The sequence below is a fragment of the Anaerotruncus sp. genome (assembly GCF_057433415.1).
This window is the reverse complement of the sequence record NZ_DBMDHH010000007.1, coordinates 1-25,866: the sequence shown is the minus strand read 5'-3', so window position 1 is coordinate 25,866 and position 25,866 is coordinate 1. Positions and strand designations below refer to the sequence as shown.

Annotated in this window: 36 protein-coding genes; 31 read left to right on the top strand and 5 right to left on the bottom strand. The window is 57.6% G+C overall.

What is annotated here, in order from left to right:
- Nucleotides 1-177 precede the first annotated feature (177 nt).
- Complete coding sequence (locus ACZO3G_RS03345) at nucleotides 178-1,707, top strand: DEAD/DEAH box helicase (RefSeq protein WP_276870513.1); 1,530 nt, start codon at nucleotides 178-180, stop codon at nucleotides 1,705-1,707.
- Nucleotides 1,704-2,114 carry a VRR-NUC domain-containing protein gene (locus tag ACZO3G_RS03340; RefSeq protein WP_276870511.1) on the top strand — a complete coding sequence of 137 codons (411 nt, stop codon included), beginning with the start codon at nucleotides 1,704-1,706 and terminating at the stop codon, nucleotides 2,112-2,114. The genes ACZO3G_RS03345 and ACZO3G_RS03340 overlap by 4 nt, the downstream gene beginning before the upstream one ends.
- A 380-nt stretch (nucleotides 2,115-2,494) precedes the next feature.
- On the opposite strand, the gene ACZO3G_RS03335 is transcribed toward ACZO3G_RS03340, so the two are convergent.
- Nucleotides 2,495-3,310: a hypothetical protein gene (locus ACZO3G_RS03335; RefSeq protein ID WP_276870510.1), complete on the bottom strand. Its 816-nt coding sequence runs from the start codon at nucleotides 3,308-3,310 to the stop codon at nucleotides 2,495-2,497.
- Nucleotides 3,311-3,767: 457 nt separating this feature from the next.
- Here ACZO3G_RS03335 and ACZO3G_RS03330 point away from each other — a divergent pair, with 457 nt between their 5' ends.
- The 20 genes from ACZO3G_RS03330 to ACZO3G_RS03235 all read left to right on the top strand — a co-directional run bounded on the left by ACZO3G_RS03330 (nucleotide 3,768) and on the right by ACZO3G_RS03235 (nucleotide 17,809).
- The gene (locus ACZO3G_RS03330) at nucleotides 3,768-4,031 is read left to right on the top strand and encodes a hypothetical protein (RefSeq protein WP_277138506.1); all 264 of its coding nucleotides are present in this window, start codon (nucleotides 3,768-3,770) and stop codon (nucleotides 4,029-4,031) included.
- Entirely contained in the window at nucleotides 4,031-4,261 is a 231-nt protein-coding gene (locus ACZO3G_RS03325; protein ID WP_276870508.1) for a hypothetical protein, read from the top strand. The genes ACZO3G_RS03330 and ACZO3G_RS03325 overlap by 1 nt, the downstream gene beginning before the upstream one ends.
- 8 nt (nucleotides 4,262-4,269) lie before the next feature.
- The gene (locus ACZO3G_RS03320; protein WP_276870507.1) at nucleotides 4,270-4,680 is read left to right on the top strand and encodes a sigma factor-like helix-turn-helix DNA-binding protein; all 411 of its coding nucleotides are present in this window, start codon (nucleotides 4,270-4,272) and stop codon (nucleotides 4,678-4,680) included.
- A 367-nt stretch (nucleotides 4,681-5,047) separates the two neighbouring features.
- Nucleotides 5,048-5,398, top strand: coding sequence for a hypothetical protein (locus ACZO3G_RS03315; protein WP_276870505.1), 351 nt, complete (start codon nucleotides 5,048-5,050; stop codon nucleotides 5,396-5,398).
- Entirely contained in the window at nucleotides 5,388-6,644 is a 1,257-nt protein-coding gene (locus ACZO3G_RS03310) for a PBSX family phage terminase large subunit (RefSeq protein WP_276870502.1), read from the top strand. The genes ACZO3G_RS03315 and ACZO3G_RS03310 overlap by 11 nt, the downstream gene beginning before the upstream one ends.
- A gap of 1 nt (nucleotide 6,645) precedes the next feature.
- On the top strand, nucleotides 6,646-8,025 hold the full coding sequence (locus ACZO3G_RS03305) for a phage portal protein (protein ID WP_276870500.1): 1,380 nt from the start codon (nucleotides 6,646-6,648) through the stop codon (nucleotides 8,023-8,025).
- The gene (locus ACZO3G_RS03300) at nucleotides 8,022-9,563 is read left to right on the top strand and encodes a minor capsid protein (RefSeq protein ID WP_276870498.1); all 1,542 of its coding nucleotides are present in this window, start codon (nucleotides 8,022-8,024) and stop codon (nucleotides 9,561-9,563) included. The genes ACZO3G_RS03305 and ACZO3G_RS03300 overlap by 4 nt, the downstream gene beginning before the upstream one ends.
- A 1-nt stretch (nucleotide 9,564) precedes the next feature.
- Nucleotides 9,565-9,711, top strand: coding sequence for a hypothetical protein (locus ACZO3G_RS03295; RefSeq protein WP_276870496.1), 147 nt, complete (start codon nucleotides 9,565-9,567; stop codon nucleotides 9,709-9,711).
- Nucleotides 9,712-9,866: 155 nt separating this feature from the next.
- The gene (locus ACZO3G_RS03290; RefSeq protein WP_276870494.1) at nucleotides 9,867-10,445 is read left to right on the top strand and encodes a phage scaffolding protein; all 579 of its coding nucleotides are present in this window, start codon (nucleotides 9,867-9,869) and stop codon (nucleotides 10,443-10,445) included.
- 15 nt (nucleotides 10,446-10,460) lie between these two features.
- Complete coding sequence (locus tag ACZO3G_RS03285) at nucleotides 10,461-11,357, top strand: capsid protein (RefSeq protein WP_276870493.1); 897 nt, start codon at nucleotides 10,461-10,463, stop codon at nucleotides 11,355-11,357.
- Nucleotides 11,357-11,602 (top strand): hypothetical protein, encoded by a 246-nt coding sequence (locus ACZO3G_RS03280; RefSeq protein WP_276870491.1) that lies wholly within the window; start codon nucleotides 11,357-11,359, stop codon nucleotides 11,600-11,602. The genes ACZO3G_RS03285 and ACZO3G_RS03280 overlap by 1 nt, the downstream gene beginning before the upstream one ends.
- The gene (locus ACZO3G_RS03275) at nucleotides 11,602-11,994 is read left to right on the top strand and encodes a hypothetical protein (RefSeq protein WP_276870490.1); all 393 of its coding nucleotides are present in this window, start codon (nucleotides 11,602-11,604) and stop codon (nucleotides 11,992-11,994) included. Before ACZO3G_RS03280 ends, ACZO3G_RS03275 begins: the two co-directional genes overlap by 1 nt.
- Nucleotides 11,973-12,323 (top strand): hypothetical protein, encoded by a 351-nt coding sequence (locus ACZO3G_RS03270; RefSeq protein WP_276870489.1) that lies wholly within the window; start codon nucleotides 11,973-11,975, stop codon nucleotides 12,321-12,323. Before ACZO3G_RS03275 ends, ACZO3G_RS03270 begins: the two co-directional genes overlap by 22 nt.
- Entirely contained in the window at nucleotides 12,320-12,724 is a 405-nt protein-coding gene (locus ACZO3G_RS03265) for an HK97 gp10 family phage protein (RefSeq protein ID WP_276870488.1), read from the top strand. Before ACZO3G_RS03270 ends, ACZO3G_RS03265 begins: the two co-directional genes overlap by 4 nt.
- A gap of 1 nt (nucleotide 12,725) precedes the next feature.
- Nucleotides 12,726-13,202 (top strand): phage tail terminator family protein, encoded by a 477-nt coding sequence (locus ACZO3G_RS03260; protein WP_276870485.1) that lies wholly within the window; start codon nucleotides 12,726-12,728, stop codon nucleotides 13,200-13,202.
- A complete protein-coding gene (locus ACZO3G_RS03255; protein ID WP_276870483.1) occupies nucleotides 13,199-14,512 on the top strand; it encodes a phage tail sheath subtilisin-like domain-containing protein in 1,314 nt (437 codons plus the stop codon). Before ACZO3G_RS03260 ends, ACZO3G_RS03255 begins: the two co-directional genes overlap by 4 nt.
- Nucleotides 14,513-14,524: 12 nt before the next feature.
- On the top strand, nucleotides 14,525-14,986 hold the full coding sequence (locus ACZO3G_RS03250; protein WP_276870481.1) for a phage tail tube protein: 462 nt from the start codon (nucleotides 14,525-14,527) through the stop codon (nucleotides 14,984-14,986).
- A gap of 4 nt (nucleotides 14,987-14,990) precedes the next feature.
- On the top strand, nucleotides 14,991-15,377 hold the full coding sequence (locus ACZO3G_RS03245; RefSeq protein WP_276870478.1) for a phage tail assembly chaperone: 387 nt from the start codon (nucleotides 14,991-14,993) through the stop codon (nucleotides 15,375-15,377).
- Nucleotides 15,378-15,548: 171 nt separating this feature from the next.
- Complete coding sequence (locus tag ACZO3G_RS03240; protein ID WP_276870474.1) at nucleotides 15,549-16,988, top strand: hypothetical protein; 1,440 nt, start codon at nucleotides 15,549-15,551, stop codon at nucleotides 16,986-16,988.
- Complete coding sequence (locus ACZO3G_RS03235; RefSeq protein ID WP_276870472.1) at nucleotides 16,988-17,809, top strand: hypothetical protein; 822 nt, start codon at nucleotides 16,988-16,990, stop codon at nucleotides 17,807-17,809. Before ACZO3G_RS03240 ends, ACZO3G_RS03235 begins: the two co-directional genes overlap by 1 nt.
- A 7-nt stretch (nucleotides 17,810-17,816) precedes the next feature.
- Here the strand turns inward: ACZO3G_RS03235 and ACZO3G_RS03230 are convergent, their stop codons facing one another.
- From ACZO3G_RS03230 to ACZO3G_RS03215, 4 genes are all read right to left on the bottom strand, one after another.
- Nucleotides 17,817-18,935, bottom strand: a complete 1,119-nt coding sequence (locus ACZO3G_RS03230) for a hypothetical protein (protein WP_276870469.1) — start codon at nucleotides 18,933-18,935, stop codon at nucleotides 17,817-17,819.
- 42 nt (nucleotides 18,936-18,977) lie between these two features.
- Nucleotides 18,978-19,256 carry a hypothetical protein gene (locus ACZO3G_RS03225; RefSeq protein WP_276870466.1) on the bottom strand — a complete coding sequence of 93 codons (279 nt, stop codon included), beginning with the start codon at nucleotides 19,254-19,256 and terminating at the stop codon, nucleotides 18,978-18,980.
- A gap of 15 nt (nucleotides 19,257-19,271) precedes the next feature.
- Nucleotides 19,272-19,583 carry a hypothetical protein gene (locus tag ACZO3G_RS03220; RefSeq protein ID WP_276870463.1) on the bottom strand — a complete coding sequence of 104 codons (312 nt, stop codon included), beginning with the start codon at nucleotides 19,581-19,583 and terminating at the stop codon, nucleotides 19,272-19,274.
- A gap of 78 nt (nucleotides 19,584-19,661) precedes the next feature.
- Entirely contained in the window at nucleotides 19,662-19,919 is a 258-nt protein-coding gene (locus tag ACZO3G_RS03215; RefSeq protein ID WP_276870460.1) for a hypothetical protein, read from the bottom strand.
- Nucleotides 19,920-19,986: 67 nt separating this feature from the next.
- On the opposite strand from ACZO3G_RS03215, the gene ACZO3G_RS03210 reads away from it, so the two are divergent.
- From ACZO3G_RS03210 to ACZO3G_RS03170, 9 genes are read left to right on the top strand one after another with little or no spacing between them, the layout of a single operon-like run.
- Nucleotides 19,987-20,952: an XkdQ/YqbQ family protein gene (locus tag ACZO3G_RS03210; protein ID WP_276870458.1), complete on the top strand. Its 966-nt coding sequence runs from the start codon at nucleotides 19,987-19,989 to the stop codon at nucleotides 20,950-20,952.
- Nucleotides 20,928-21,320: a hypothetical protein gene (locus ACZO3G_RS03205; protein ID WP_276870455.1), complete on the top strand. Its 393-nt coding sequence runs from the start codon at nucleotides 20,928-20,930 to the stop codon at nucleotides 21,318-21,320. The genes ACZO3G_RS03210 and ACZO3G_RS03205 overlap by 25 nt, the downstream gene beginning before the upstream one ends.
- Entirely contained in the window at nucleotides 21,317-21,706 is a 390-nt protein-coding gene (locus tag ACZO3G_RS03200) for a DUF2634 domain-containing protein (protein ID WP_276870452.1), read from the top strand. The genes ACZO3G_RS03205 and ACZO3G_RS03200 overlap by 4 nt, the downstream gene beginning before the upstream one ends.
- A complete protein-coding gene (locus ACZO3G_RS03195; RefSeq protein WP_276870450.1) occupies nucleotides 21,699-22,778 on the top strand; it encodes a baseplate J/gp47 family protein in 1,080 nt (359 codons plus the stop codon). The genes ACZO3G_RS03200 and ACZO3G_RS03195 overlap by 8 nt, the downstream gene beginning before the upstream one ends.
- A complete protein-coding gene (locus ACZO3G_RS03190; protein WP_276870446.1) occupies nucleotides 22,778-23,344 on the top strand; it encodes a putative phage tail protein in 567 nt (188 codons plus the stop codon). Before ACZO3G_RS03195 ends, ACZO3G_RS03190 begins: the two co-directional genes overlap by 1 nt.
- Nucleotides 23,337-23,750 carry a hypothetical protein gene (locus ACZO3G_RS03185; protein ID WP_276870443.1) on the top strand — a complete coding sequence of 138 codons (414 nt, stop codon included), beginning with the start codon at nucleotides 23,337-23,339 and terminating at the stop codon, nucleotides 23,748-23,750. The genes ACZO3G_RS03190 and ACZO3G_RS03185 overlap by 8 nt, the downstream gene beginning before the upstream one ends.
- 9 nt (nucleotides 23,751-23,759) lie before the next feature.
- A complete protein-coding gene (locus ACZO3G_RS03180; RefSeq protein WP_276870441.1) occupies nucleotides 23,760-24,557 on the top strand; it encodes a hypothetical protein in 798 nt (265 codons plus the stop codon).
- Between the two features lie 11 nt (nucleotides 24,558-24,568).
- On the top strand, nucleotides 24,569-25,291 hold the full coding sequence (locus ACZO3G_RS03175; RefSeq protein WP_276870440.1) for a hypothetical protein: 723 nt from the start codon (nucleotides 24,569-24,571) through the stop codon (nucleotides 25,289-25,291).
- The gene (locus ACZO3G_RS03170; RefSeq protein ID WP_276870436.1) at nucleotides 25,251-25,691 is read left to right on the top strand and encodes a putative ABC transporter permease; all 441 of its coding nucleotides are present in this window, start codon (nucleotides 25,251-25,253) and stop codon (nucleotides 25,689-25,691) included. The genes ACZO3G_RS03175 and ACZO3G_RS03170 overlap by 41 nt, the downstream gene beginning before the upstream one ends.
- Nucleotides 25,692-25,866: the final 175 nt, after the last annotated feature.

Sequence of the window (25,866 nt, the reverse complement as noted above, 5' to 3'; positions counted from 1 at the left end):
TTTTTCCGATTCACAGATTGTTCACATATAGAATCCTCGCGCGTAAGGGAAAATCGAGTTTTTAGTCCCACAGTCCCACAAGGGTGCGCGAGGCCGCATGAACAGGGGGTTTGCGCTGTGGGACTGCCGTCCCACGGATTCCCACAAGTCCCACAAAACAAAGAGGGAGGAAGCGGATTGAACATAAAATTACGGGATTATCAGGCAGAATGTATAAACGTCATCCAGGCGCAAAGCCCGGGAGCGTATCTCGTACAGATGGCCACCGGGCTGGGAAAGACGGTAACCTTTGCCAATATCCCCCGTCAGGGCCGCACGCTTATCCTTTCGCACCGAGAGGAACTGGTGCGGCAGCCGCTCAAATACTTCGACTGTCCATGCGGCATCGAACAGGGCGCGAACCATGCCTCGCCGGCGGATGAAGTAGTGAGCGCGTCGGTGCAGAGCCTTGCGCGCCGCCTGGACCGGTTCTCCCCGGATGAGTTCGACCTCATCATCACCGACGAGGCGCACCACGCGGCGGCCAAATCCTACCGGCGGATCTTTGACCACTTCCAACCGCGCCTGCACCTGGGATTCACGGCGACGCCCGGGCGTGGCGACAAGGTCCGTCTGGACGATGTCTACCAGGATATCATCTTTCAGCGGGACCTCCGATGGGGAATCCAAAACAATTATCTTTCGGATATCTTCTGTCGGCGGGTGAATATCGGGTACGACCTGCGCGGTGTTCGCACCAGCCACGGAGACTATGCCCCCGGAGAGCTGGCGGAGGCGATGGATGGAACAGCCGACGCTATCGCACAAGCATACCGGGAACTGGCCACAGGCGCGACGCTGATCTTCGCGGTCAGCGTAGAACAAGCGGAGGAAATCGCCCGGCGAATCCCCGGGGCGGCCGTCGTAACCGGTGAAACAAAAAATCGCTCCGCCATTGTAGGCGCCTTCACGGCTGGTAAAATCCCCTGCATCGTCAACTGCATGGTATTCACCGAAGGCACCGACATTCCGCGGGTGGAGACGGTCATCGTCGCGCGGCCAACTCAGTCAGATACGCTCTATACCCAAATGGTTGGCCGCGGGCTGCGTCCCTTCCCGGGGAAGGAGCGGCTGAACCTCATCGACTGCGTAGGGGTCACCGGAAAAGCAAGCCTGTGTACGGCGCCGTCTCTGCTCGGAATCGACCTCAAGGATATTCCAGCACGCAATCAGGATGGTATACAGGGTCTACTCTTCGATCTGCCGGTCAAGGCAGCGTCCGCCGCCGACTGTCCGGAAAGCTGGATTAAGAACGTCCAGATCGTGGACCTCTGGGCAAAGGAGCAGCGATACCGGACGCATAATGTCAACTGGTTCAAGATGCCGGACGGCTCGCTCGTCTGCTGCCTGCCGGATCGCCAATGCCTGTCCATCCCCTGCCCGGATGAGCTCGGGCGGGTGGAGTACTTCGGGCAGCGCATCCCGATGCAGAAGGCGCTTGATAAAGCGTACCAGCAGCTGCGAGAAGGGTTCCCCGACAACCAGCAGATTTGGGATCTCGATATCGTCAACCGGTGGGGGCGGGCCCCGGCCACTGAAAAGCAGCTCGCCGTGATCCGGCGTAGGTGCAAGGGCTTCGACGTCTCCGGCCTCACCAAGGGGCAGGCAAGCATGATCCTCAACCGGTTGATGTCTGATTCACGGGCAGAGGGGGGGGGCGCCTCATGACAGCGAAAGCGCACAGCATCGACCTTTCCAGGGAGGACGGGCACCAGTACGCAGTGATGCTCTGGAGCCAGGGAGAGGGAGTCCGCACAAAGTGGCCCGAACTCAAACTTTTGCACCACATCGAAAACGAGCGCGACTGCACACCTCAGCAGGGCGCCCGGCGTAAAAGGATGGGCGTCAAGCCGGGGGTTCCGGATTTGGAATTGCCGATCGCCCGGGGAGGGTATCACGGACTGCACATCGAGCTCAAGACCGAAACGGGGACGCCGACAAAGGATCAGCTGTGGTGGGTGGAACAACTGAACGCGCAGGGGTGCTATGCCACAGTATGCCATGGGTGGGAAAGCGCGGTGCGAACCATTGAGTGGTACTTGCGGCTTCCGAAGTCAGAAAGGACAGAACCGTGATGGAGCAGTACAAAGAAGTCTACTGCTGGAAATGCCTGAAATGCGGCCGCGTCCTCACCACTCCGGGGGGGCAAAACGCCATCAGCAGAAGTGCAGGTATACGCCGCCCGTGATTGACGGGCAGATGAGATTCGAGGACTTGAAACAGGACGCCCGGCGTAGCTAACCGGGCGGATGGCTACCGGTAGCCTCCGGGATTGGAGGCAGAAATGAAACACTTAGGAGATATCACGCAGATTCATGGGGACCGGATAGAGCCGGTCGACGTTATCGCATTCGGGAGCCCGTGCCAGGATTATGCTGAAAAAATAGTTATCCCGAGGATAATCACGAATTCCTTGTAACAGCAAGGTGTGAATATTCTTGGGATAATAATTGCATTATTCAGAATACAAAGTGCTTCCTTTCTCTGAAATTACAATGGAAGAATAGTCTTCAACTTCATCTAAAACATTAAATTTCACCACTCCTTTGCAACCAATTCCTGTTGCTAATATGCAGTAGTCGTTTCTGATCATAAACTGCAAAACACGGAATAGATCAAAATAGTGGTTATAAAAATTGAAGGTTTCTAGTAAAGAAACAATATTTGTAATATCGCAACGTGTTATCTCTATATCAGCAGGGGGCCAAACTACAGTTGGGCACAGTTTGATTTGTTCTTCACGAAATCGTCGCCATGAGAGGAGCTTTGGTTCAGAAAAATGATGTACGTAGTTCCGGCTTTTTAGGCAAGAGTTCAATGCCTCACTCACAAGCTTGTCATCTTGTAATTGCGGTAGGTTGAGTATTCCTTTTTTTCTGCTGTATTCGTCTCTCAATCGTCTATATGATGCGCCTGCTGAATCGCCAAAAGTATTCAATAAGACTCCATAATTAAAATTTAGCCGTTCTTCATAGTCCTTGAATTTGCTATGCCGCAAGTTCAGATTAAGGCTTGCTGATTGAACTAGTGTTTTATGCTTATCTTTTCGTAATTCAACCAGCATGGTGTCGAAATCGCCCTCAATAATTGTACTTGTTTTAAGCATAGTATCGACAAGTACTTCTTTTGCATTGCTGATGACATCATCCTGAAAACTAATTAGCAAATCTCGATATCGATACAGATACCGGGTTACATGTTCAGCTACAAGATAAAAACCTTTAGCAAAGTCCTCTTTTGTGTCAAAAGGATACTTTTTCTGATTTTTCACTTAATCATCTCCGTGATTTTAGATTTTGATCAAATATTCTATGTTTGTTTTTAGTATACAGTTTTTTATTCAAGCTCGCAACATTATTTGGGCATAAAGTCACTTTAATCCACACAGCTTACGGTAATTCAGAGAGCAGGGATCGCGACATTCCGTCACGGTACAGATGAATAGCCCGCGTATGACGAAGTTGATGAGTATGTACCTTGTCCGGTATTTCCTGGCAGAAGCGTTGCGCGCGCTTGCCGTTTTTTTCATAAAATATGCGACATTATCAGGGGACATTCGGTGCCTTTCGCTATGGGAAACTGTAAAAAAGAGATAATCAGAAAATATCCGGTTACGCTGCGCAGGTTTGAGGAGGCCAAGCGATGAAAGCGATTGACTACTACGGCAAATACCACGACCGCCTGCTGAACCCGGAGAGGGGACTTGCAGAATATTTGGAGGTGCGATGATGGATAAGCTGATTTGTTCCGACCGCATATTGCGGCACCCGCAGTATCACACCTGGAAAAAGCGAGACCTGGCCAAGGCGATCGAGGATGCCCCAACCATCGACCCCGTACATGCCGCTGGTGGGTGTTATTGCTGGGAGTGCGGATATTGCGGGGTTCCCGTTTTTACAGAGGGGGTACTTTTGTGCAGGCGGGGAAATAGGCCAGAGCGGAAAAATAGAGACGATTTTTGCAGTCGTGGAAAATTAAAGGAGGAAGAATAATGGGGATCACCACGAAAAAATATTATACCTGTTGCCTTTGCGGGCGGACATCGACCGACAAGGATAAGATCATGGAGTGCGAGGCGTCGCACATCGGAGTATACCCGGAGACATCGATCGAAGAAACCTACGGCCGTAATCCGCGTGTCCCGTATCCGGATATCATCCGAGTTGTTATGCAGGATGGGGCGATCGCAGCATACAATTTCGTAAAGATCGAGCCGAACTAGGAGGAGCCATGACCAATCAGGAGAAAAAGGCATACCTCGGCCGCTACCGCGACAATGAGCGCGAAATCCGCCGCACCGAGGAGGAGATCCTGCGATGGGAAAGCCTGTCCCGCAAGACGACCACCACGATGGGCGCCGCGGGCGGCGGATCAAACGGCGAGGACAAGCTGCAAGCGGCCGTTGAAAAAATCGTGCGGTGGCAGAACCGCCTGACGCTCCAACTCGCCGAGCGGGTGCGCCTGCGGGAAGAGATCGAGGCCGCGATCGGCACGGTTGAGGACGAGCGGCTGCGGCTGCTGCTGCGGTATCGGTACATAGACGGCCTCACCTTTGAGCGGATTGCAGTCGAGCTGAATTATTCGTGGCGGCAAATCTGTAATCTGCATGGAAAAGCATTGAACGAAGTAAAGACTTCATAGAATTTCATATTTCATCTGTGTTATGATGTAGTCAGTAAAGATCGCTCACGAGGAATCGCGGGCGGTCTTTTCTATTCCCGGGTGACCGTGCTGCAGAAACTTGCGAAGCCTGCGGCCTGCGGGAGCTGTGGTTGTGACATCGCCGGGCGTCCCCGGTGGATCCTGCGCCGGTTCGACCCCGGCGGCTCCCCTCCCCTTTTGCACCTCCTAAGCCCCCTGGGAACCCCCGGAGTGCCCAAACCGCGCGGTGGGCAATTGAGCACATGGGCAGCCGCGCAAGACCGCCCCGCGCCGCTCGGAGACTGGCGGCGCGGGGCCGCATGATGATTACGCGGCAAAAGCCGATAAACACTGGATGGTGGGTGATGTGGCAAATGAGAAAAACCTGATTCCTCTGACCCAGCGCGGCAAAGAAGAGGCAAAGATGATCCGGCAGAAGGGGCAGAAGGCGCAAAAAGAAGCCCAGCGCCGACGAAAAGCCCTCCGTGAGAGCATGAACGCCCTGCTTGAGCTCCCGATTTCCAACCAGCGGGATTTCAACAAGGCCGTTAAGGTGGGGATCCCGATGGAGGACATCGACAACAGCCAGCTGATCGTACTCGCCCTGTTCAATCAGGCAAAATCGGGGGACGTGGCGGCCATCAGGGAACTGCGAAGCCTCATCGGCGAGGACAAGGCCGAATATCCGGAGGGGGTAACGGTCATCGATGACGTGTAAGATATCAGAGCTGATCGCCCCACACTTTTTTGACGTCCACCGGGATGTCAGGGCGCACGGGCACACGCATTACTGGCTGGACGGCGGCCGTGGCAGCACAAAGTCGTCCTTCGTCAGCCTCGAGATACCGCTGCTGCTCCTGCGGAATCCTGACGCGCACGCGGTTGTCATGCGAAAGGTCGGCAATACCCTTCGCAACAGCGTCTATGCGCAAACGCTTTGGGCGCTTTCCATGATGGGAATCCGCGGGGAATTCAAAGCGACCGTTTCCCCAATGGAGATTACATACTGCAAGACGGGTCAAAAGATCCTGTTCTTCGGGCTGGATGAAAAGGAAAAAATCAAGTCCATCAAAATTCCGTTCGGGTATATCGCGGCCGCCTGGTACGAGGAGCTTGACCAGTTCGCCGGGATGGAGGAAATCCGCAACGTCAACCAGTCCCTCATGCGCGGCGGGGACCGGTTCTGGTTTTTCTACTCCTTCAACCCGCCCAAAAGCCGCGACAACTGGGTCAACGTGGAAAAGCTCGAAGAGACGCCCGACAGACTGTGTTTTCACAGCACCTATCTGGACGTGCCTCCCCAATGGCTGGGAGAGCAGTTTATCCGCGAGGCGGAATACCTGCGCGAACGCAAACCGCAGGCATATGAGCACGAATATTTGGGCGTTGCGACCGGAACCGGCGGAGCGGTGTTTGACAACGTGGTGGAGCGGGAGATCTCAGAAGACGAGATCTCGGCTTTCGACCATCTGCACTTTGGGCTCGACTTCGGCTTCGCCGTCGACCCGCTTGCGTGGATCAAAATGCACTTTGACCAAAAGCACCGGACGCTTTACCTTCTGGACGAAATCTACGAAACCCGCCTGAAGAACCGCCAGGCCGCGGAACGCATGGTCCAGCGGCATCCCGGCCGCATGCGCATCGTCGCAGACTGTGCGGAGCCGAAGTCCATTCAGGAGCTGCGGGATTACGGGCTTTCGGTGGAGCCCTGCCGGAAGGGGCCGGACAGCGTTGACCACGGCGTCAAATGGCTGCAGGATCTCGACGCGATCGTCATCGACAAGCGCCGGACGCCCAACGCCTACCGGGAGTTTACGCTCTATGAATACGACACCGACAAGGACGGGCGGTATGTCTCCGCCTATCCCGACAGAAACAACCACACGATCGACGCTGTGCGCTACGGGATGGGCCCGGAGATGACGCCGTGCGGCATCCGCATCCTCAAACCGAAGGAGGGATAGATTGGACATCGAGGTACTCAAAAAGCTGCTGCGAAGCCGTCTGGAGAAGCACAACGCCTTCGTGAAGACGATAAATGAGGCGTGGGAATACTACGGCTGCGACAACGCCATCAACACCTACCACTATCCCGGAGAGGATGCCGGGAATCCCCTTCGCCGCGCGGACAACCGGATCTCTCACGGGTTTTATCCCGTGTTGGTCAACCAGGAGGCCGCCTACCTGTTTACCTATCCCCCGACGTTCGACACCGGGGAGAAGGGGCTGAACGACAAGATCAAATCCACTCTGGGAGAGCAGTGGAACAAGGTCTGCCAGTCCCTTTCAGTGGACGCCTCCAACAGCACGACCGCATGGCTCCACGTCTGGAAGGACGCGGCGGGAAGGTTCCGCTACTGGCCGGTGGACGCACGGCAGATCATCCCGGTCTACGCCAGGACGCTCGACCGGGAACTGCTCGCCGTCCTGCGCCGTTATGAGGACATGGACGACAGCGGAGGCCGGTGGACCGTATGTGAATACTGGACAGCCGACGCCTGCTATGCCTACCGGGCGACGGCCACGCTGCCGGAAGAGTTTGAACCCTACAACTGCTTTTCCATTCTGGACGTGGACGCGGGCGCCGAAACGGAGTCCAATGTTTTCCGGCACGGCTGGGGTACGGTCCCTTTCATCGAGTTCCCCAATAACAACCTCCACCAAAACGATCTCAAACCGGTCAAAGGACTCATCGACGTTTATGACAAGGTGATCTCCGGATATATCAACGACATCGAGGACATCCAGCAGCTAATCTTCGTGCTGCAAAATTACGGCGGGCAGGATCTCGACCAGTTCCTCGGGGACCTCAAGCGCTACAAGGTGGTCGACCTGCAGGGCGCGGCGGACCAAAGGAGCGGCCTTGACACGCTGTCCATTGATATCCCGGTGGAGGCCCGCAACACGCTGGCCGAACTGGTGCGCAAGGCGATCTATGAGCAGGGGCAGGGCGTGGAGATCAACCCCGACAAGCTCGGGAACGTCAAGGGCGTGGTGATTGACCACCTGTACGGCTTCCTCGAACTCAAAGCCGGCCTGAAGGAGACGGAATTCCGCGTGGGCTTCGGAAAGCTCCTGCGCCTGCTGCTGAAGCATCTGGGCGTCTCTGAGGACACGCCGGTGGAACAGACGTGGCAGCGCAACAAGGTGCGGGACGACCTCGAGCTGTCGCAGATCATCGCAAACCTGAAGGACTGCACCTCCAGGAAAAACATCGCGCGGGCAAACCCGCTGGTGGCCGATCCGGACGAGGAGCTCAAGCTGCTTGCGGAGGAGGAAGCCAAACAGCGGGAGCTTTGGGAGACGCCGGAACCACCGCGGAAGGGCGCCGGTGATGCCCAGTGAACTCCCGGGACTACTGGCAGAAGCGCAGCGAGGACCGGTTTTTAAAGGCCGAGGCGGACATCGTCGAGGCACAAAAGACGCTCGCACAGTCCTTTGAGCGAGCGCGCCGGGAAATCCAATCGCAGATCGACGCGTTCTACGGCCGGTACGCACGCAACAACGCCGTGTCGCTTTCCGAGGCGCAAAAGGCGCTGTCGCTCGCGGAGCTGCGGGATTTCAAGGACGACCTCGCGGCTTTCCGCAAACTGGCGCTCGACAGCATGAGCACCTTCAACCTCGAGCTGGAGAACCTCTCGGCACAGGCCCGGGTGACCCGCCTCCAGGCGCTCAAATGCCGGATGGACGCGGTGGTCGAGCGGCTTTATATCAGCCAGCGGGAGTTGATCGGCGGCACGGCCGTGGAGGTCTATTCCGACCAGTACCACCGGACGCTCTTCGACGTCGATCAATACACCGGTTTCCACGCGGAGTTCGCGCGGATCAACGACGCCGCGGTCAAGCGGCTGCTCGACTACCCCTTCGACGGCCTGATGTTCTCCACGCGCCTGTGGCGGCAGTCGGAGGACCTCAAGCCGCAGATCCAGCAGCTGGTAAACCGGATGTTCGTCACCGGCAAACCGCCGCAGGACTTCGCGGACGAGCTCGCGGCCCGGTTCGGCGTCAAGGCGAAGGAGGCGTACCGCCTGCTCTACACGGAGGGGGCGTTCGTGGCGGAACAGGCGACACTTGACGCTTACCGGGAAGACGAAATCGGCCGGTATCAGTATACCGCGGCGTTGGACGCCAAAACCTGCGAGACCTGCGGCGAGCTGGACGGCAAAGAGTTTGCGGTGAAGGACGCGAAGCCCGGGATCAACTACCCGCCGATGCATCCCTGGTGCCGCTGCACGACCGTACCGGTGGTGGAGGGCGTCGGGCAGGAGGGGGAGCGCTTTGCCCGGGACGGAGATGGAAACGCAATCGAAGTGCCGTCGGGCATGACCTATCGGCAGTGGAAGGAAAAGTTCATTGACGCCGGCGCCCGGGATGGTATAATCGAAGTGGAAGAAAAGTTGGGCAAAATCTCTCAGGACGAAGGACGGCTGCTCCGCGGGAAAAAGGAAACCGCCATCGTCTATGGCCCGGACGGATCCACTCTGTTTGTGAAGAAGGGCGGGGAGCGGTCGGTGCGCTTTACTCGCCGCGAAATCGACCTGATGAGGGGCGGGATTTTAACACACAACCACCCCGAAGATACGTCCTTTTCGCCAGCGGACATCAATACCCTGCGCGTGAGCGGACTTGCTGAAATGCGGGCTGTCACCAGCGGAGGCGTTTACCGGATGAGGCCACCCGTGCATTGGGATACCGCCTTCAATACCCGCGAAAAGATCGAGGCCGAGTATGCTCGGCTGGAGCAGCTCATTGAGCCGAAGGTCTGGGCGCGCTGTGAAGCAGGCGAAATCTCAGTGGCGGAATATAACCGGATCTACCAACACCAAGTTGTGTCAGCTCTGGCTGAGGCTTTTGGGCTGGAATATTCTTTTGAGGAGAATTGATATGGAACCGAGAATTGTGAAGCTCAGCGAAGTGGAATCCCTGGACGATTACCCGGAGGATACGATCTTCGAGCTGGACGAGGACGGCGGGAGGCACCGCCCGGAACGAAAGCTGCCGGAGAAGCCCCGGGAGGGTAAGCCGGAATAACCAAATGATCGTGCCCGAAGCGCGCCAGTTTACGCTGGGGCGCTTTTGTTATGCCCAAAAATCCGCCCACCCTGCCGGCGCTTAAATGCAGGGCAGCCCCGGGCGCGGAGTGGCCGCGCGTTTACAAATCAAATCGAGGGTGAGAAAGGAACAGCATGGAATTTTTGAAAAGTATCTTTGAAGGCGCGGCGCTCACCTACGACCAGCTCGCGGAGAAGCTCAAGGGCAGCGCCGACGTGAAGCTCGCGAACCTCGCCTCCGGCCAGTACGTGGACAAGGGCAAGTTCGACGCGGCGCAGACCGAGCTGGCGGGCATCCGTGAACAGCTCAAATCCGCCAACGAAGCCATTGACGGCTTCAAAAAGCTCGACCCGGAGGGGCTCAAGAAAGCCGCGCAGGAGTGGAAGGACAAACACGCCGCCGACACCGCCGCGCTGCAGGAGAAGATCAAGTCGCAGGCGAAGGACGCGGCCGTCAGGCTTGCGGTGGCAAAGGAGAACGTCCATGACGACGCGCTCACGATGGCCGCGCTCGACCTTGGAAAGGTCGCGGTCGCGGAGGACGGGACCGTCTCCGGCCTGACTGAGCAGATCGCCGCCCTGCGGGAACAGAAGCCCTTCCTCTTCAAAACCGGCAGGACCGAGCAGAACTACAACCCCGCCGGCGGAAATCCGGCGGGAAGCGACGCCTTCGCGTTCAACTTCATGGGCGTGAGGGACAAACCGAAAGAGTAAAGGAGAGATTTGATCATGGCAGCCCTCAACTACGCAACCGAATATTCCCGCGCGCTGTCGCAGGCGTTCCCCTACGTCCTGTACTTCGGCGCGCTGTACAGCACCCCCAATAACGGCCGGTACCGCTGGATCAATGCAAAGACCATTGAGATTCCCAGCATTTCGACGACCGGGCGCGTGGACGCCGACCGCGACACGATCGCAACCGCTGCCCGCAATTACAACAACGCCTGGGAACCCAAGGTGCTCACCAACGAGCGCAAGTGGTCGACGCTGGTCCATCCCAAGGACATTGATCAGACCGGCATGGTGACCACGATCCAGAACATCACCCAGGTGTACAACCAGGAGCAGAAATTCCCGGAGATGGACGCCTACACGATCTCCAAGATCTACGCGGACTGGACCGGCCAGTCTAAGACCGCCGACACGACCGCCATCACGGTGGAAAACGTCTTTCAGGTCTTCGACGCCCTGATGCAGAAGATGACCGAGGCGCGCGTGCCGCTCTCCGGCCGCATCCTCTACGTCACCCCGGCGATCGACACGATCATCAAGCAGGCCAAGGAGTTCTACCGCACCGTCAGCGTCACGGGCGGCGCGAGCGCCGTCAACCGCATGATCTCGAGCATCGACACCGTGTCCATCACCGTCGTGCCGTCCGAGCTCATGAAGACCCTTTATGAGTTCACCACGGGCTGGAGCGTCGCCTCTGCGGCCAAGCAGATCAACATGCTGCTCATCCACCCGCTGGCGGTCATCACGCCGGTTTCCTACACCTTCGCCCAGCTCGACCAGCCGTCCGCGCTCTCCGAGGGCAAGTACGTCTACTACGAGGAATCCTTCGAGGACGTGTTCATCCTCAACAAGAAGGCTGACGCCATCCAGATCAACATGGAGGCGAGCGCGTAATGGCAAAGGTGCAGCGGGCGAACCGGCTGCTGACCGTGCCGGACGAAACGGTCGAGAAATACCTCTCCGACGGGTACAACCTTGTCGGGGAGGACGGCGGCATCCTCCGCCGGGGCGTGACAAAGAACGCCGCCGATCTGTTGAAGGAATTGGAGGCGGCGAAAAATCGGATTGCCGAGCTCGAGGCCAAAGCCGCCGAGCTGGAGGCCAAAGCGCCGAAAAAGCCGCCCCGGAAGGAGCCGTAATGTTTACGGCGGCGGAGGTGGCCGCGCGCCTGGAACTGGAGGGCCTGCTCCCGGACGGCCCCTCCCCCAGGGCGCTGGCGCAGATTGACGACATGGCCGAGAAGGTCATGAGCTACCTGAATACGGACAATATCCCCGACGGGCTGTTCCGTACCTTCTGCCGGCTGTGCGGCGCGTATATCCAGACGGCTGATTCAGGGGCGGCTTCCGGCGGTGCCGGGGAGGTCAGGAGTATCGCAGAGGGGGATGTCACGGTCACCTTCGCCGTCTCCTCGGAAACCGCGCGGGCCACAGCGGACGGTTTCATTTCCGAATACGCCTCCGACCTCAACCGCTACCGCAGCGCCTATCCCCGAAAGGAGGAGTCCCCGTGGCAATTCCAGCAGACGTGACGGCCCGTGCGCGCGCCGCGCTCTCCATGCTGCGGGACGACCGGGCGGACATCGTCCGCTTTGACAGCGACGCGGGAGAGGATATACGGGTTTACACGGGCCTGCCCTGCCACCTCTCCCGTACCACCCTGCCCCCTCAGTCGGGTGAGGACACGGCAGCGGTTTCGACGGTGCGCTACACCCTCTACCTGGCCCCGGAGACGGAGCTTCGGCAGGGCGACGCAGTCACCGTCACGCACCGCGGGCAAACCATCAGAGGAGCAGCCGGGCCGCCGCTGCGGGGCGCCCTCAGCCTCGCGGTGACTCTGGAAAGTGTGGTGGTCTCATGACTCCGGAAAACCGGAAAGCGCTTTCGGACTTCCGCCTCAAGCTCGACAGCCTGCTGGCGGATTTCGACGAGAGCGCCCGCAGGGTGGTAACCGCTCAGGCGAACGCCGGTCTGGCGGCCACCAAGCGCGAAACGCCTTACAGGACCGGCCACCTGCGCCGCAACTGGAGGCGCGACAAGACCCGCAAGGTCGGCAACGCCCACATCTCGGGCTACAGCAACAACGTCGAGTACGGGCAGTACGTCAACTATGGGCACCGCACGGTCAATAAGGCAAAGGAAACCACCGGTTGGGTCGAGGGGCGGTTCATGCTTGAGAAAGGCGTGAACGCCGCCGAGCGGCAGCTGCCGGCGCTCTTTGACGCCGAGATCGACCGCATCAAACGGGAAACGGGGTTCTGACATGAACGTGAATGTAAAACCGGACGCCGCGCTGAAGAAAAAACTCGCGGCGAGAACCCTGACCATCCCCGACCGCGTGCTGCTTGCGCTCGCGGAGGCGGCCGCAGGGCTGCTGCCGGAGGCGGCGGTCTACACCGGCCCCATCCGGCAGGATGCCAAGCTGCCCGCGCTCTTCGTCGGGTTCTACGAGATCCACAACGCGCAGAAGCTGGACGATCTCTCGGAGTATACGTTCGGCTTCGACCTCGTCTACTGGCCCGCGGACAGCCGGTCCGACACAGAGCTGCGGGGCGCGCTGTACGCCCTCAACAGCGGCCTGCACCGGCTCCCATGGGAGGATGAAGAGTACGTGGTCTACCGCAAGAACGGGGCCGTTACGGACCGCGTAGCCCACATCACGGGGATTGTTCGGGCGCTGGAGCAGACGGTGCCGGACGACCCGTATATCGAAAAAGCAAAGAAGGAAGTGACAATATGATCGAACGAGTGCTCCCCGGCGTAAGCGTGGAAACCGTGGCCGGAGAACGCGCCGCGCAGCAGGGCGTCACCGGGGTGGTGGCCATGCCGCTGACGCTCCCCTGGGGCGCGAAGGTGACAGAACTGTCCCCGTCGGACGACACGCGGGTATCCCTCGGCTACCGCCGGTCCGACCCCGCGCTCAAGCTCGTAAACGAAGTGCTCAACCATGCAAACAGGCTCATCCTCTACCGCCTCAACACAGGGACGCAGGCAACGGGGACGATCTCCTCCGGCCTGACGGCGAAGGCTATGTACGGCGGCGCGCGCGGGAACGACCTCTCGGTGATCGTCGAGGCGGCCGGGGACGGCTGGATGGTAAAGACCTATCTGGACACCGTGGAGATGGACAGCCAGACGGTGACCTCGGCCGTGGGCTTCACCGCGAACGGCCTGATCACGCTTGAGGGCGAGGGCGCGCTCGCGGCAAAGACCGTGAAGCTCACGGGAGGCGCGGACGGGGACGCCAAGAGCATCGACAGCTTCATCGCGGGGCTGCCGCTGCACGAATACAACCTGATCGCCTACACCGGGACCAGCGCGGAGGACGTGCAGAAGCTCGTGGGATACGTCAAGGAGAGGCGCGACCCCGAGGTGTGCGACATGATCCAGCTTGTCCAGAGCGTGACGGCCACGGACAACGAGGCGGTCTACCACAGCACGGTCGGCGGCAAAACCGCTGATTACGAGCTGACCCCCGCCGAGGCGTGCGCCACCATGGCGGGGATTCTTTCCCGGTGCGGCATCTCGGACAGCGCCACCAACTTCGACGACGTGGCCGGTTGGATCGACGTCTCCACACGGCTGACCATCGAGCAGCAGAAGGCGCGCACGCAGGCGGGCGAAATCCTGTTTGGGCTCCGGAACGGCGCCGTCAAGGTGCTTTACGACATCAACAGCCTGACGACCCATACGAGCGCCCGCCCCAAAGACTGGCACAAGGGCCTCGTGGTGCGCACGCACGACAAGTACGCCAAGGACCTGCAGCTCCTGCTGGAGGAGAAGGTAATTGGTTACCGGGGGACCCGGAACGGCATCCGCAACAGCGTGGAGGGGCGGAACCTCGTCAAGGGCATGATCGCCAAGATGACGGCGGAGGAATACGTCGACCGGGGATACATCGCCCGCAGGAGCGACGAGGACCCGCAGGGCTTCTCAGCCGACGACATCTCCGTAAAGCTCGGAAACGAGCGCGACGCGATCGACGTCAAGGTCGGCATCAAGCCCAACGACGCGATCGACAAAATCTATGTGACCGTTGTGTCGCAGTAAGGAGGGATTCAGATGGCATTGGCAAGGACACGGCGGCTTTCCGACATCCCGACCGGGCATGACGGGAAGGCCTACCTGATGGTGGACGGGCGCCGCTATGAAGCCTTTCTGGTATCCAAAATGAACATCAACTTTGAAACGATCCCCGATGAAAAGCGGTTCCTGCAGGAGCGCATGACGCAGCACGCGGCGCGCGGCGGGAACATCACCGGCAGCATCACCTACTACAACTGTACCAGCGCGCTCGTAAAGGCCATTGAGGACTGGAAAAACGGCGGCGCGGATTACCCGGATATCACGATTCAGGCCTATGCGAGTGTGTCGGGCATCGGCCGGCAGGAGATTCTCGCCACCGGCGTCATCCTCAAAAATATCGGTCTGGTCACGCTGGACGACTCCGGGGATACGGCGACCACCTTCGACAGCGACCTGACGGCGGACGACTTCCAGACCATTGAATCCTACAAGGAGTGATCGCATGAACAGCTTTGACAGCTTCCTAAACCCCGAACGCAAGCCCAATATCCGCTTTAAGCTCTCCCCATACCCCGACGAATTCGAGATGCGCCTGCTCAGCGCGGAGGAGGACCGGGAAATCCTTCGCCGGATGCAGGGAGACAAGAAGCTGGACGGCGCCGACGCCCTGATCGCCTACGCGGCCGAAGCGCTCGTCGTGCCCGACCTCCACAACGCGGATTTCCAGGACAAGCTCTCCAAGAAGGCAGGGCGCCCAGTTCTGTCGCCCGCCGACGCGCTAGTCGCGATGACGACCAGCGCGGAGTTGTCGGCGATTCTCGGCGCATACACCGAGTTTTCAGGCGTGGACGTCACCTTCACCGAAGGAGTGGAAGAGATAAAAAACTGATCGAGCAGGGCGAGGACGGGTACTACCTGTACGCCCACCTCGCCCTGCAGAATCACAACATTCTTCCGCGCGACTTTATGGCCCTGCCGGTAAAGGACCGGCAGTTTATCATTGCGAGCGACGCCGTAGCGGCCAAGCACATGAAAGACCAAATGAAACCGAGGTGATACCATGGCTCAGACCCTGCAGGCGGTGTTCGCTCTAAACGACAGGTATACGGCGGCGCTTACGAAAATCCTGCATTCACAGGATGAGTTCGCCCGCAAGCAGGAGCTTGCGGACAAAGCGACTGAAGTTTTCAAGAAGCGGCTGGACGGCCTCCGAAGTTCCGCCGACAACGCCGGAACGGGCGTCAGCGGGCTCGCGGCAAAGATCGGCGGACTGGTGTCCGTGGCTTACCTCGGGAAAAAGGCCCTGGAAGGGATGTTCGCCGCGGTCAACCTCTCGGCCCTCCAGAAGGTTCAGGAGACGACCTTCCAGGCGCTGACGCACAGCGACAGGATCGGTTCACAGCTCTACGATTATGTGAGCCGGTATGCCGAGGTGTCCGCGCTGGGCCGCGAGGATGTCGCCAAAGGCGTCACTTCCGCGCTGACCGTCACCCGTGACATCAACCAGATCGAGCAGTTCATCAAGATGATCGAGCGCCTGTACGCGAAGGACCCGACCAAGGGCGCGCAGCAGGCGGTATTCTCCCTCAAAGAGCTGCTTGCAGGGGACGTTGTGTCCGCGCGCGGAGTGTACGGCATTACCGGTATCAGCGGCGATTATATCCGCAAGCTGACGGGAGCCGGCGACATACAGGGCGCCTTCGACTACATCAGCGGTTTCCTCGACAAGTTCGGTGCGACGCAGGAGGTTGTGGACCGGAACTTCACCGGCCTGACCACACAGACGAACGTCTTTACCTCAAATCTCAAAACGGCCATCGGGGAGGAAGCGACCCCGGTTATGGAGAGCCTTGCCGGCGTTATGCAGCGCCTGAACGCGGATATGGAGGCCGGGAAGTTTCAGCCGTTCATCAACGTGATGGTGAACGGTATGGAGCTCGTCGGGAACGGGATTGCGTGGGTCGTCGAAAACCTAAACTGGATTGCGCCGACGCTGGTGGGCGTCATGACCGCGCTGATCATCTACAACGGCGTCATGAAGGTCGTGAACACGACGACGCAGATCCTCGGTATCACGACTGGAATCCTCACAGGTGGATGGGTTAAGGCCGCCGCCGCGCTCGCCGCGTTTATCGGCAGCGCCGCCGCGATTTCCGCCGTCACCAAGAGCGTGGATACCGAGACAAAGCAGAGTATCGCGGATATCAAGAATCAACTGAGCGCGGGACTTGCGGGTACCGCAGACATCGACGCGCACATCACCAATACCGACCCGATCAAGGTGACCGGCGAGGTGGAAATCGAAAAGGAGAATATGCGGTACCTGCTGGACGCCGCCAGCCAGAAATTTTACGCCCAGTTCTCCACGGCGATGCTGGCTCCGCAGGTCAACATCTACGGGCAGACCATCGAGAAAACGGCGGATATTCGAGAGGTCCTCCCAGTGCTGGCGGAGGGCTTGACCGAGGCGGGCGAAGCCTACGCGGAAGGGGTGTACTGATGAGCTACAAGGTATATTTCGGGCCGCTCACACTCTACGGGGCGGAGAAGGTTGACGTGGCCCTTGCCCGTCCAGTGACCGTCCATAACGGGCTCGGGTTTGGGGAGTACCCCACCCCCGACGACAGGAAGCTGCGGGGATGGACGGTCAAGGGCCAGTGGACAGAAAAAAACGACTACCGGCTCGCCGGGTGGGAACCCGCGCACGAGCTGATAGCCGATCTGAAAAGCATGATGGGCTCGGACGACCCCGAGCGCCTTATAATGACCAACGGGTACGACAAGACCTCCGTGCTGGCCTACGTCACCGACGTGAACGCCACGGAGACGTGCGCGGGAGTGTACGACGTGACGGTCAAGCTGACCGAGTACCGGAAGCCTGTGGTGCGAACCACGGGGGTGCCTGCCATTACCCGGCCGGGGAAAATCCCGGAGATGCCAAAGACAATGACGTTTGATAAGCCGTCAGACGTGGGAGAGGATGCGGTAAAGCGGGGCAACGACGCGGCCCAACAAGGGAAGCCGCCGCCGGCCATAAACTATTGCTGGACGGACGAAAAAGGGATTATGCACCAGACCAACAACCCCAATATCGTTCCCACAAAGAAGACTGTGACTGTATTCCCCAACAATGATTACGAACCGGGGATGACAAAGACGGATCTGGCGAATGCTCGCAATGGGACGGCAGGTGGCAACGATAAAACAAGAGCTCAACGGGATCATCAAACTCAAGTGAATAATAAATCCAGCAGGGCTGACGAAACGTTTTCAGCTATGGGAGATGCCATCAAAAAGTTTTTGTTTGGAGATAAAGTTTAACCCTGGATCAGCTGGCCGGATAATAAACTTGATCATCAACGCCCAACACCATCAAGGTAATTGCATAGTTTTCGTCATCGTAATCATAGGCCGCAGTAGCCGTATATTTCAATTCAACGCCAAAAGCATTTTCGGATGTGAAATCGATCGAAACTGCCAAGACATTGTCCCCCATGTCCAAGAATTTGTACGACTGGTAATCGAATTTCATTTTCCCCGTAATTGTTGGCACAAGCTCTTGGACATCCTGAATAAATGCGATTTCTACATCGTATTTAACTTTGCTATATTTTTCTTCAGGAATCTTTCCGTCGTTTTTTGGCGAGGTAGGGCTCCAATCTTTTGACGACGATATTTTACCTTCAATTATAGGCTCGCCGAATGAACGACCGTCGATAGAGTACGATGCAGAGATAATAATCCCCGTGTCTGGATCTATAAAATTTGTATAGTCGTACATTACGGTATCACCGATTTTTAAATAACAACTTACATAGTCGTTTCCGTTCGTAACGTAAGTATGTTCGTAGGGCTCATCACGCTCGCTCCCTGCGGAGTCGGTAAATGTCACCTGCCCATAATCATGAAAGAAAACACCGCCGCCGCGAAATTTATTCTTATTGTGGTCTGAAATATTTACGGATTCGGGGCGCGAAGAGACGGCCCTAATTGCATCCATAGTATACGATCTGGCATCATCAAAGTCGGCATCCCTCTCGATTTCATAAACAGATTTTGAAGGAGCAGCGTTTGAAGTGGCGGAGGATGCCGGAGTTGATGTGGTGGAGTTCTCGTGTGCACCTCTCGGCAAAGCCGCTGAAAGACACGCAAATATTATGATAGCCAATAATCCTACAGCGAGAATGACCGCGCAGCCCTTGCCGCTATTCGTCCGGTGTTTTTCCTCTGGCAAAAAGGCGGCGCGCTCAGACTCGTATAGTTCTTCAGCGTTTTGCAGGCAAGTAGAACATATTCCGCCCTTTTCATTTTCATAGAGGGCTTTCCCGCAAATTTCACAGTTGCCAAACGGCGCGGAACCAGCTTCGGCACGGCACTCGGTGCACCAATGCCATTCCTTTGCATACTCGTCATCAAGCGCACGTCCGCATTTTTCACAAGTTGCCATGTTCCACACCCCCAGCTTTCATAATAGCGCGGCATCTAATCTTCAAGCATCGTTATCTTCATCCATTTCATCGCAAAAGTCTTCGCTGTCGGTCTTATCTTCACCTAGGAAATTAACTATTAGAAGAATTCTTGATATGGCCAGAAAAGCAAACCCTGTAACCAAAATGCTCAGGCTCGAAAACACTATCAGGAAGCCCAAGACGGGAGTGATAAGGGGCTTGGAAATCGCTCCGAAACCGGCAATCAGAGAAATCGGTGAAAGCAGGAATAGGAGTTTCCCCCAATGTCTCAGGATCCTTGCAATTGTGCGATTTTTCAAGACATCCCCTCCGAATCAAATGAGCTCACCATTTACCGGTGCCCGGTTGCAAGACCACCGTTTTACTTCTGGGAAGGACTTCGGCGAAAACTCAAATACAACCATGTTATCGGAAGGAAACACGCCAACGAAATAGGTTAAAGGGTACCGCTTAAAGATTCCTTCGAGCGGTGCCGGAAGCGGTATTTCAGATCGCCTTGAAATCTCGTGCGATTGACCGGCAGGTGACGAAAAAAGGGCTTGGCGCCACTCGTTTGCCTGGCTGATCTCGCAGACGACATCCTCAATATACTTGGTATGTATTTTCTTGCGAAGCCTCGATTTCACAGGCATCCCTCCTGCCCACATCATAACACGGCAGGAAAACATTTACAATAAAAAGCCGCCCTTTCGGACGGCTTTCGTTCACTGCGCTTTCTTCAATTCCTTTATCTCGGCGGTATGCGCCGCGGTGACCCGTTCCAGAGTGCGGATACGATCGGTATGGTCGTCGATCTGGTCCACCTTGTCGAGACGGGCGATGATATCGCCATGCTGTTCCGCGATCAACTGTATCTGCGGCGTTACCTTCGTTTCAATGATGGCGTTCATCTGATTGATGATCTTTTTCTCCTGCTGCTCCAGCAGCTGCGCGATCATCTGGATGTCGTTTTGGTCCAGCATATTCCCGCCTCCCATCTGTGGATTTGATTATACCACAGCCCGCTTTGAAAGGAAAGAGGTGATTTTCATGCTTCTTGTCGACGGAGCCGACATCACACAGATCGCCGAAAACGCCCGATACGTTTCGCTGTGGAACAACGGCCCCGGAACGCTTACCTTCGAGTATGCGGCGGGGAAAGGAAAAATGTATCCGAACGGCTGCACCGTGACGTTTTCATATGAGGGCTCCAACGTCTTTTACGGCTGGCTCTTCAAGACCTCGCAGACCCGCGACAAGTTCAAGTGTACCTGCTACGACCAGCTGCGGTACCTCAAGGCGAAAAACAGCATCCTGCGCGAGGTGGAACCGCTGGACAGCTTTCTTAACCGTGTCGGGGCCACGCATGGGGACCGAATCCGCCTCGGGCAGGTGGACAGCACCGAATACCCGCTGCCGCGCTACCTGTTTGACAACCAGACCTATCTCGACATGCTTTACCAGTCGATACAGGAAAACCTCTACGGGAATGGGTACCAATACACCCTGCGCGACAACTTCGGCGCGCTCGATCTGCGGGACACCATTGACCTGCGGCTGCCGCTCATCATCGGCGACAGAAGCCTTGCCACAGATTTTGAGTATGTGAAGTCCATCGACGAGGACACTTACAACCACATCAAGGTGGCGAAGGACCGGAAGGATATCGGCACCCGATACACCTACGAAGCCCAGGACGGCGTCTCCATCGCCGAGTGGGGCAAGCTGACGCTCTATGAGAAGGTGACGGCGAACTACAACGAGGCGCAGCTCGCGGAATTGGCGCAGCTCCTTCTCCAGATCAGGGACCGCGAGACCGAGACCCTCAAGGTGGAGTGCCTCGGCGACACTCGCGTGATGGCGGGGAACGGGGTGCGCGCGGTACTGAAAGACACGGGAATCGACCTGTGGGCGATTGTGGACACCGCGACACATGAATTCGGAAGCCCCTATAAGATGACACTCAATCTGATATTTGGGAGGTGGCCGCGATGGATGCAGAATTCGCACAGCTGACAAAGGCGTTTAAGGGGATCGTCAAGAACTATCTGGATAACGAAAAAATTTCCGATGTGGTATATGCCACCTACACAGGTGGTTCGCTGGTCATTGACAATCGCCCCATCCCCGTCCCTCTCGATATGGTGGACATCCCCCTGCATCTCCAGACGATCACCGGCCTGCTCTCCTGCGACCTCTCCGAAGGGCTGGAAGAGATCCAGGCAAAGGATGAAAACGGCAAAAAGGTGGAGGTAAAGCGGCTCAAGCTCACCGATGCGCCGGTGACCATCAAAACCGGCCTCGCCCCCGGCGCGCGGGTGGCCGTCGTGCAGAAGCGCGGCGCAAACAAATACTCCATCATTGACGAGGTGACCGGTGTATGAGCGTATTGAAAACCTACCCGGAGGGGACGGCGTCCGCGCCCTCCAGGACCTACCGCATCCATGACGGGCGCATCGAGGGAACGATCGACGGTCTCAATGCGGTGCGGCAGTCCATCGAGCTGATCCTGATCACCGAACGCTTTCAGTGGCAAATCTTTTCTTCCGATTACGGTGTGGAGCTGGACGAGCTGATCGGTGAGCGGCGGCCCGCCTACGTCGAGGCGGACATTGAGCGGCGGATCACCGACGCCCTGCTCGAGGATGACCGCATCACCGGGGTCAAAGATTTCGCGCTGACGTTCGGGGGTGAAATCGCCCGCGTATCCCTTACGGCGGTGACCGCCTTCGGGGAAGCCTCCATTGAAAGGAGTGTGCCGCTTGGCTGAAAACTATGAGTATCAATCCATCCTGCGGGAGATGCTGGAAGCCGTCCCCGACACGCTGGACAAGCGGGAGGGCAGCGTGATCTATACCGCGCTGGCGCCCTCGGCGCTGCTGCTTGCCCAGCAGAATTACATGATCGGCTACCTCTTCGACCTGCTTTTCGCGGACACCTCCACGGGCGACTGGCTTGACCGTGTGGTGTACGACTTCGGGGTTGCCCGCGAGCAGGCCACCTACGCGCTGCGCAAGATCATCCTCACGGGCACCGACGGCCAGCCGGCGGATTTCCCCATCGGCACCCGCTTTGCCATCAACTCCCTCACGTTCGCTTTGAGTGAAAAGAAGAATCCCGGAGAATACCACGCGCAGTGTGAGCAGGCGGGGTCGCAGGGCAACCTCTATTCGGGGGAGCTGCTTCCGGTCGACAATCTCAACGGCCTCGGATCCGCCGTCCTTGATCCGGAGCCCGTCATTGCCGCCCGGGACACCGAGACGGACGACGCGCTGCGCGCCCGGTTCTACGCAACCGTGCGGCGCTCTCCCTACGGCGGGAACATTTCGGACTACGAACAGAAAACCCTGGAGGTGGAGGGCGTCGGGGCCGTACAGGTATTCGCCGCCCCGACGATGGGCCCCGGACGGGTGGGGCTCGTGATCGGCGACGAACAGGGCAACCGTGCTTCACAGGAATTGGTCAACAAGGTGCAGGCCCTCATGGGCGTCAACGGTGACGGCATCGCGCCGATCTGGCATACGGTCACGGTTGGCACCTCAACAGATCTCCCGGTGAATGTTGCGGCGCCGCTGCGGCTCAAAACCGGCGCAAGTTTCGAGATCGTCCGGCCGGTGGTGGAGAATACGGTGCGGAACTATGTGGAAGACGTGGGGTTCACCGACCAGACGGTGTTCCACGCCAAGCTGGTAGCCGCTATCCTCGGCTGCCATGAAAGCATCCTCGACGTCGGAGAGGTTACGATGAACGGTGCGGCGGCAAATATCGCGCTGGTCAAAACCTTCGAAAACTACCAGGTGCCCACGGTGGGGACGATTACGGTGACGGAGGTGGTTTCCTGATGTTTTACGGGGATTCCTCCGATTATCTGCATCTTCTGCCGGATGACTGGCGGGAACTCCTTGAAATCAAGGTGATTTCCAACGGCGTCAATATCCAGCTTGACAAGGTGCTCGACCGCATCAAGGCGTGCGTGACCAACAAAAGCGTAACTCTGGCGGACGAATCCGGCGTCGCACGGTGGGAGCGGATTCTCGGCGTCACCTCCCCGCTCAACAGCAGTTTGCAGGCGCGACGGGAGGCTTTGCGGGCCAAGCTGATGTCGAAGCCGCCGATCAACCTGCAATCCTTCAAGGCGGTCGCGGAGGCTTACATGGGGCTGGAGGTGGACGTTGTGCTCGGCGAGGACTACACCCTGCGGGTGTGGTACCGCGGCGAGAGCCGACAGCCGGATTTGAACCCGCTGTATTCCACGGTATACGAAATGATACCGGCGAACCTGATCGTGGAAATATCTTATCGGTATTTAGTGTGGAACGAACTGGATTCGCTCGACCTGGTTTGGGATGAGCTGGACGCAAGATCCCTGGTTTGGGACGAATTTGAGCGAGGTGAATGGATTGGCTGATGTAATACAGCTTTATAACGGTACCGATGCCGTAAGCAGAAAGGGCATGAATGACCGCTTTGCGGCGGCAAACGAAAAGTTTGAAGCGGTAGACGGAAAGACAAAAGAGATAGAGGACCACGTTGAAGGCCACGCCCAGCAGATCGCCGCACACGTTGCAGATACCACGGTGCACATCACGGGAGCGGAACGCACGGCATGGAACGGCAAAGCCACGATAACCGCGCTGAACGCGGTCAAGGCGACGGCGGACGCGGCGCTCCCGAAAGCTGGCGGCGCGATGACGGGGACGCTGGTTGCCGCTGGCGGGGCGGATTACACGACGGCACGGGTGCGAAATATCGTCTGTGCGACGGATACCAACGTCACCATCAACGACGGAGACGTGCTGCATGTTTATAAATGAGGTGATCGAATGCCCGCTTATGACAAGATCGATGGGGTGCTGCGGCCCGTCAGCAGGATTTACGACAGCATGGGCGGAACCCTGCGGGAGGTATCCAAGGGATATGACCGGATTGACGGAGTGCTGCGGCAGTACCATTCTTCGGCACTGGAGCTCTACAACCGGGGCGTAAAAGACGTTCCTATTGCCTCCCAAAGCGGAAACTATACCTACAGCCAAGGGTACACCTGCGGAGGATGGGATGCGGGCACGGAAATCATTCTTTACCCTCAGAAGTTCGTCCAGAATAATTACGGGCAGAAACCCACCAAGATTGCGCAGGTGGATTTTGAGGCGTGCGACTGGGATTGCAATTACCTGTGCATGGAGCTCTACCTGGAAAGGACTTACGGTATGGCACACTTCAAAGCAAAGAGCGCCCCCAACGGAACGGTACTCAAAGATTTAAGTTTTACTTCCCCCGCGCATTATATAGGCAGCAACTCAGGAACCGGCTGGACTACCAACAAAAACCTCTATTACACGACTTGGTTCAACAGGAGCTTGACGATGCAAGGGGGTACCGTAGTCATATGCGCGGACCTGCGCAAAAGCGTGACGAAGCATTGGGCGCTGTCGCTGGAGTCTTTAGCTGACGATATCGGTTGGGGGGTTCAGTATTCCCCCCACTGGCACATCTATCGTATCTGGCAATCGGATGATATCCCGGAGGGGCTGGTATTTGACCTGACGTACACATGGGTAAACACTAAGGGAGAAGCGATGACGAGTACATATCCGGCTGACACCTATGACAACGTATTTTAGGAGGAATCATGATGGAAAAAATCGTAGTTGGAAGTCACGAACTGCCTGTGATCTCGGTGGCGGAAGAAACCGGGTATCTGGATGGAGTCAAGCGGTTGGGGGTGGTAATCCGCCTTGGGAGGGAAGCCGGATTTGATCACCTGAAGGAGATGTTCTCCGGGCGTGTTACGATCGAGATATTCGAATCTGTAGACGGCGGATCGTGGGAAAAGGTGAACGAGCTGGGCGGATATGAACTCGACCACATCGGCTATGACGGGAAGGGATATTCGGTGACGCTCTTCCGCCGCAGCGAGATTACTGCCATGCGTGAACAACTCCAGCTTTTAATTCCGCCCGAGCCGACCACGCTGGCCGGGTGGCAGGCTCGAAAGCAGGGCGAAAACAAGGAGGCGCTGGCCGAGTGGCTGGCGTCGCACCCCCTCACGTGGGCGGACGGAAAGCGGTACGGCGTCACGCTGGAGGACCAGCAGGAAATGGCGCTCAACCTCATGCAATACCAGACGGCGGTTGCCGCCGGACAGGAAGCAGTATTGGAGTGGCACAGCACCAAATCCGCCTGCACGGCATGGGACCCGAAGGAATTCTCCGCGCTGTCGCTGGCGATTGCGCAGTACGTATACCCATCTCTGAGATATCAGGAACAGGTCAAGGAGGCAATTTATGCGGCGGGAACGAAGGAAGAAGTGGCAGATGTTGTTATTAACTACGGAACCGCTGTGGGGAACGTTTAAGGCGGCCGTCCTCGCGACGGCGGGAGGCGGCATGTATTGCGGCGTAGAGCTGCTTTTCCGTGGGAGGACACACTGGACGATGGTGCTTGTAGGCGGCATTTGCTTCCTGCTGATCGGTCTGCTCAACGAACGATATCCGTGGGAAATGGCGCTCACTTCCCAAATGCTCCTTGCGGCGGCGATCGTAACTGCGGCGGAGTTTTTGGTGGGCATGGTACTCAACGTATGGATGAGGCTTGATATTTGGAACTACTCCGATATGCCTTACAACCTGTTGGGACAAATCAGCCTGCTGTTTTCCTGCGGTTGGTTCCTGCTCTCGCTTCCCGCTATCGTGCTCGACGACTGGCTGCGCCACTGGTGGTTTGGAGAGGATCGGCCGAAATATAAGATTCTATAGGGGGGATGCTGCATGCAGATTTCCGGAAGAAATATGAGTATGATTCGAGGCGACAGCGAAACCTTTACCGTGCTGTGTAAGAACCCGGACGGTTCCCTGCATCCTTTTGAGAGAGGCGACACCGTGTATTTTACAGTCAAGTGGAGCCCGAACGCGGATGAAAAACTCATGCAGA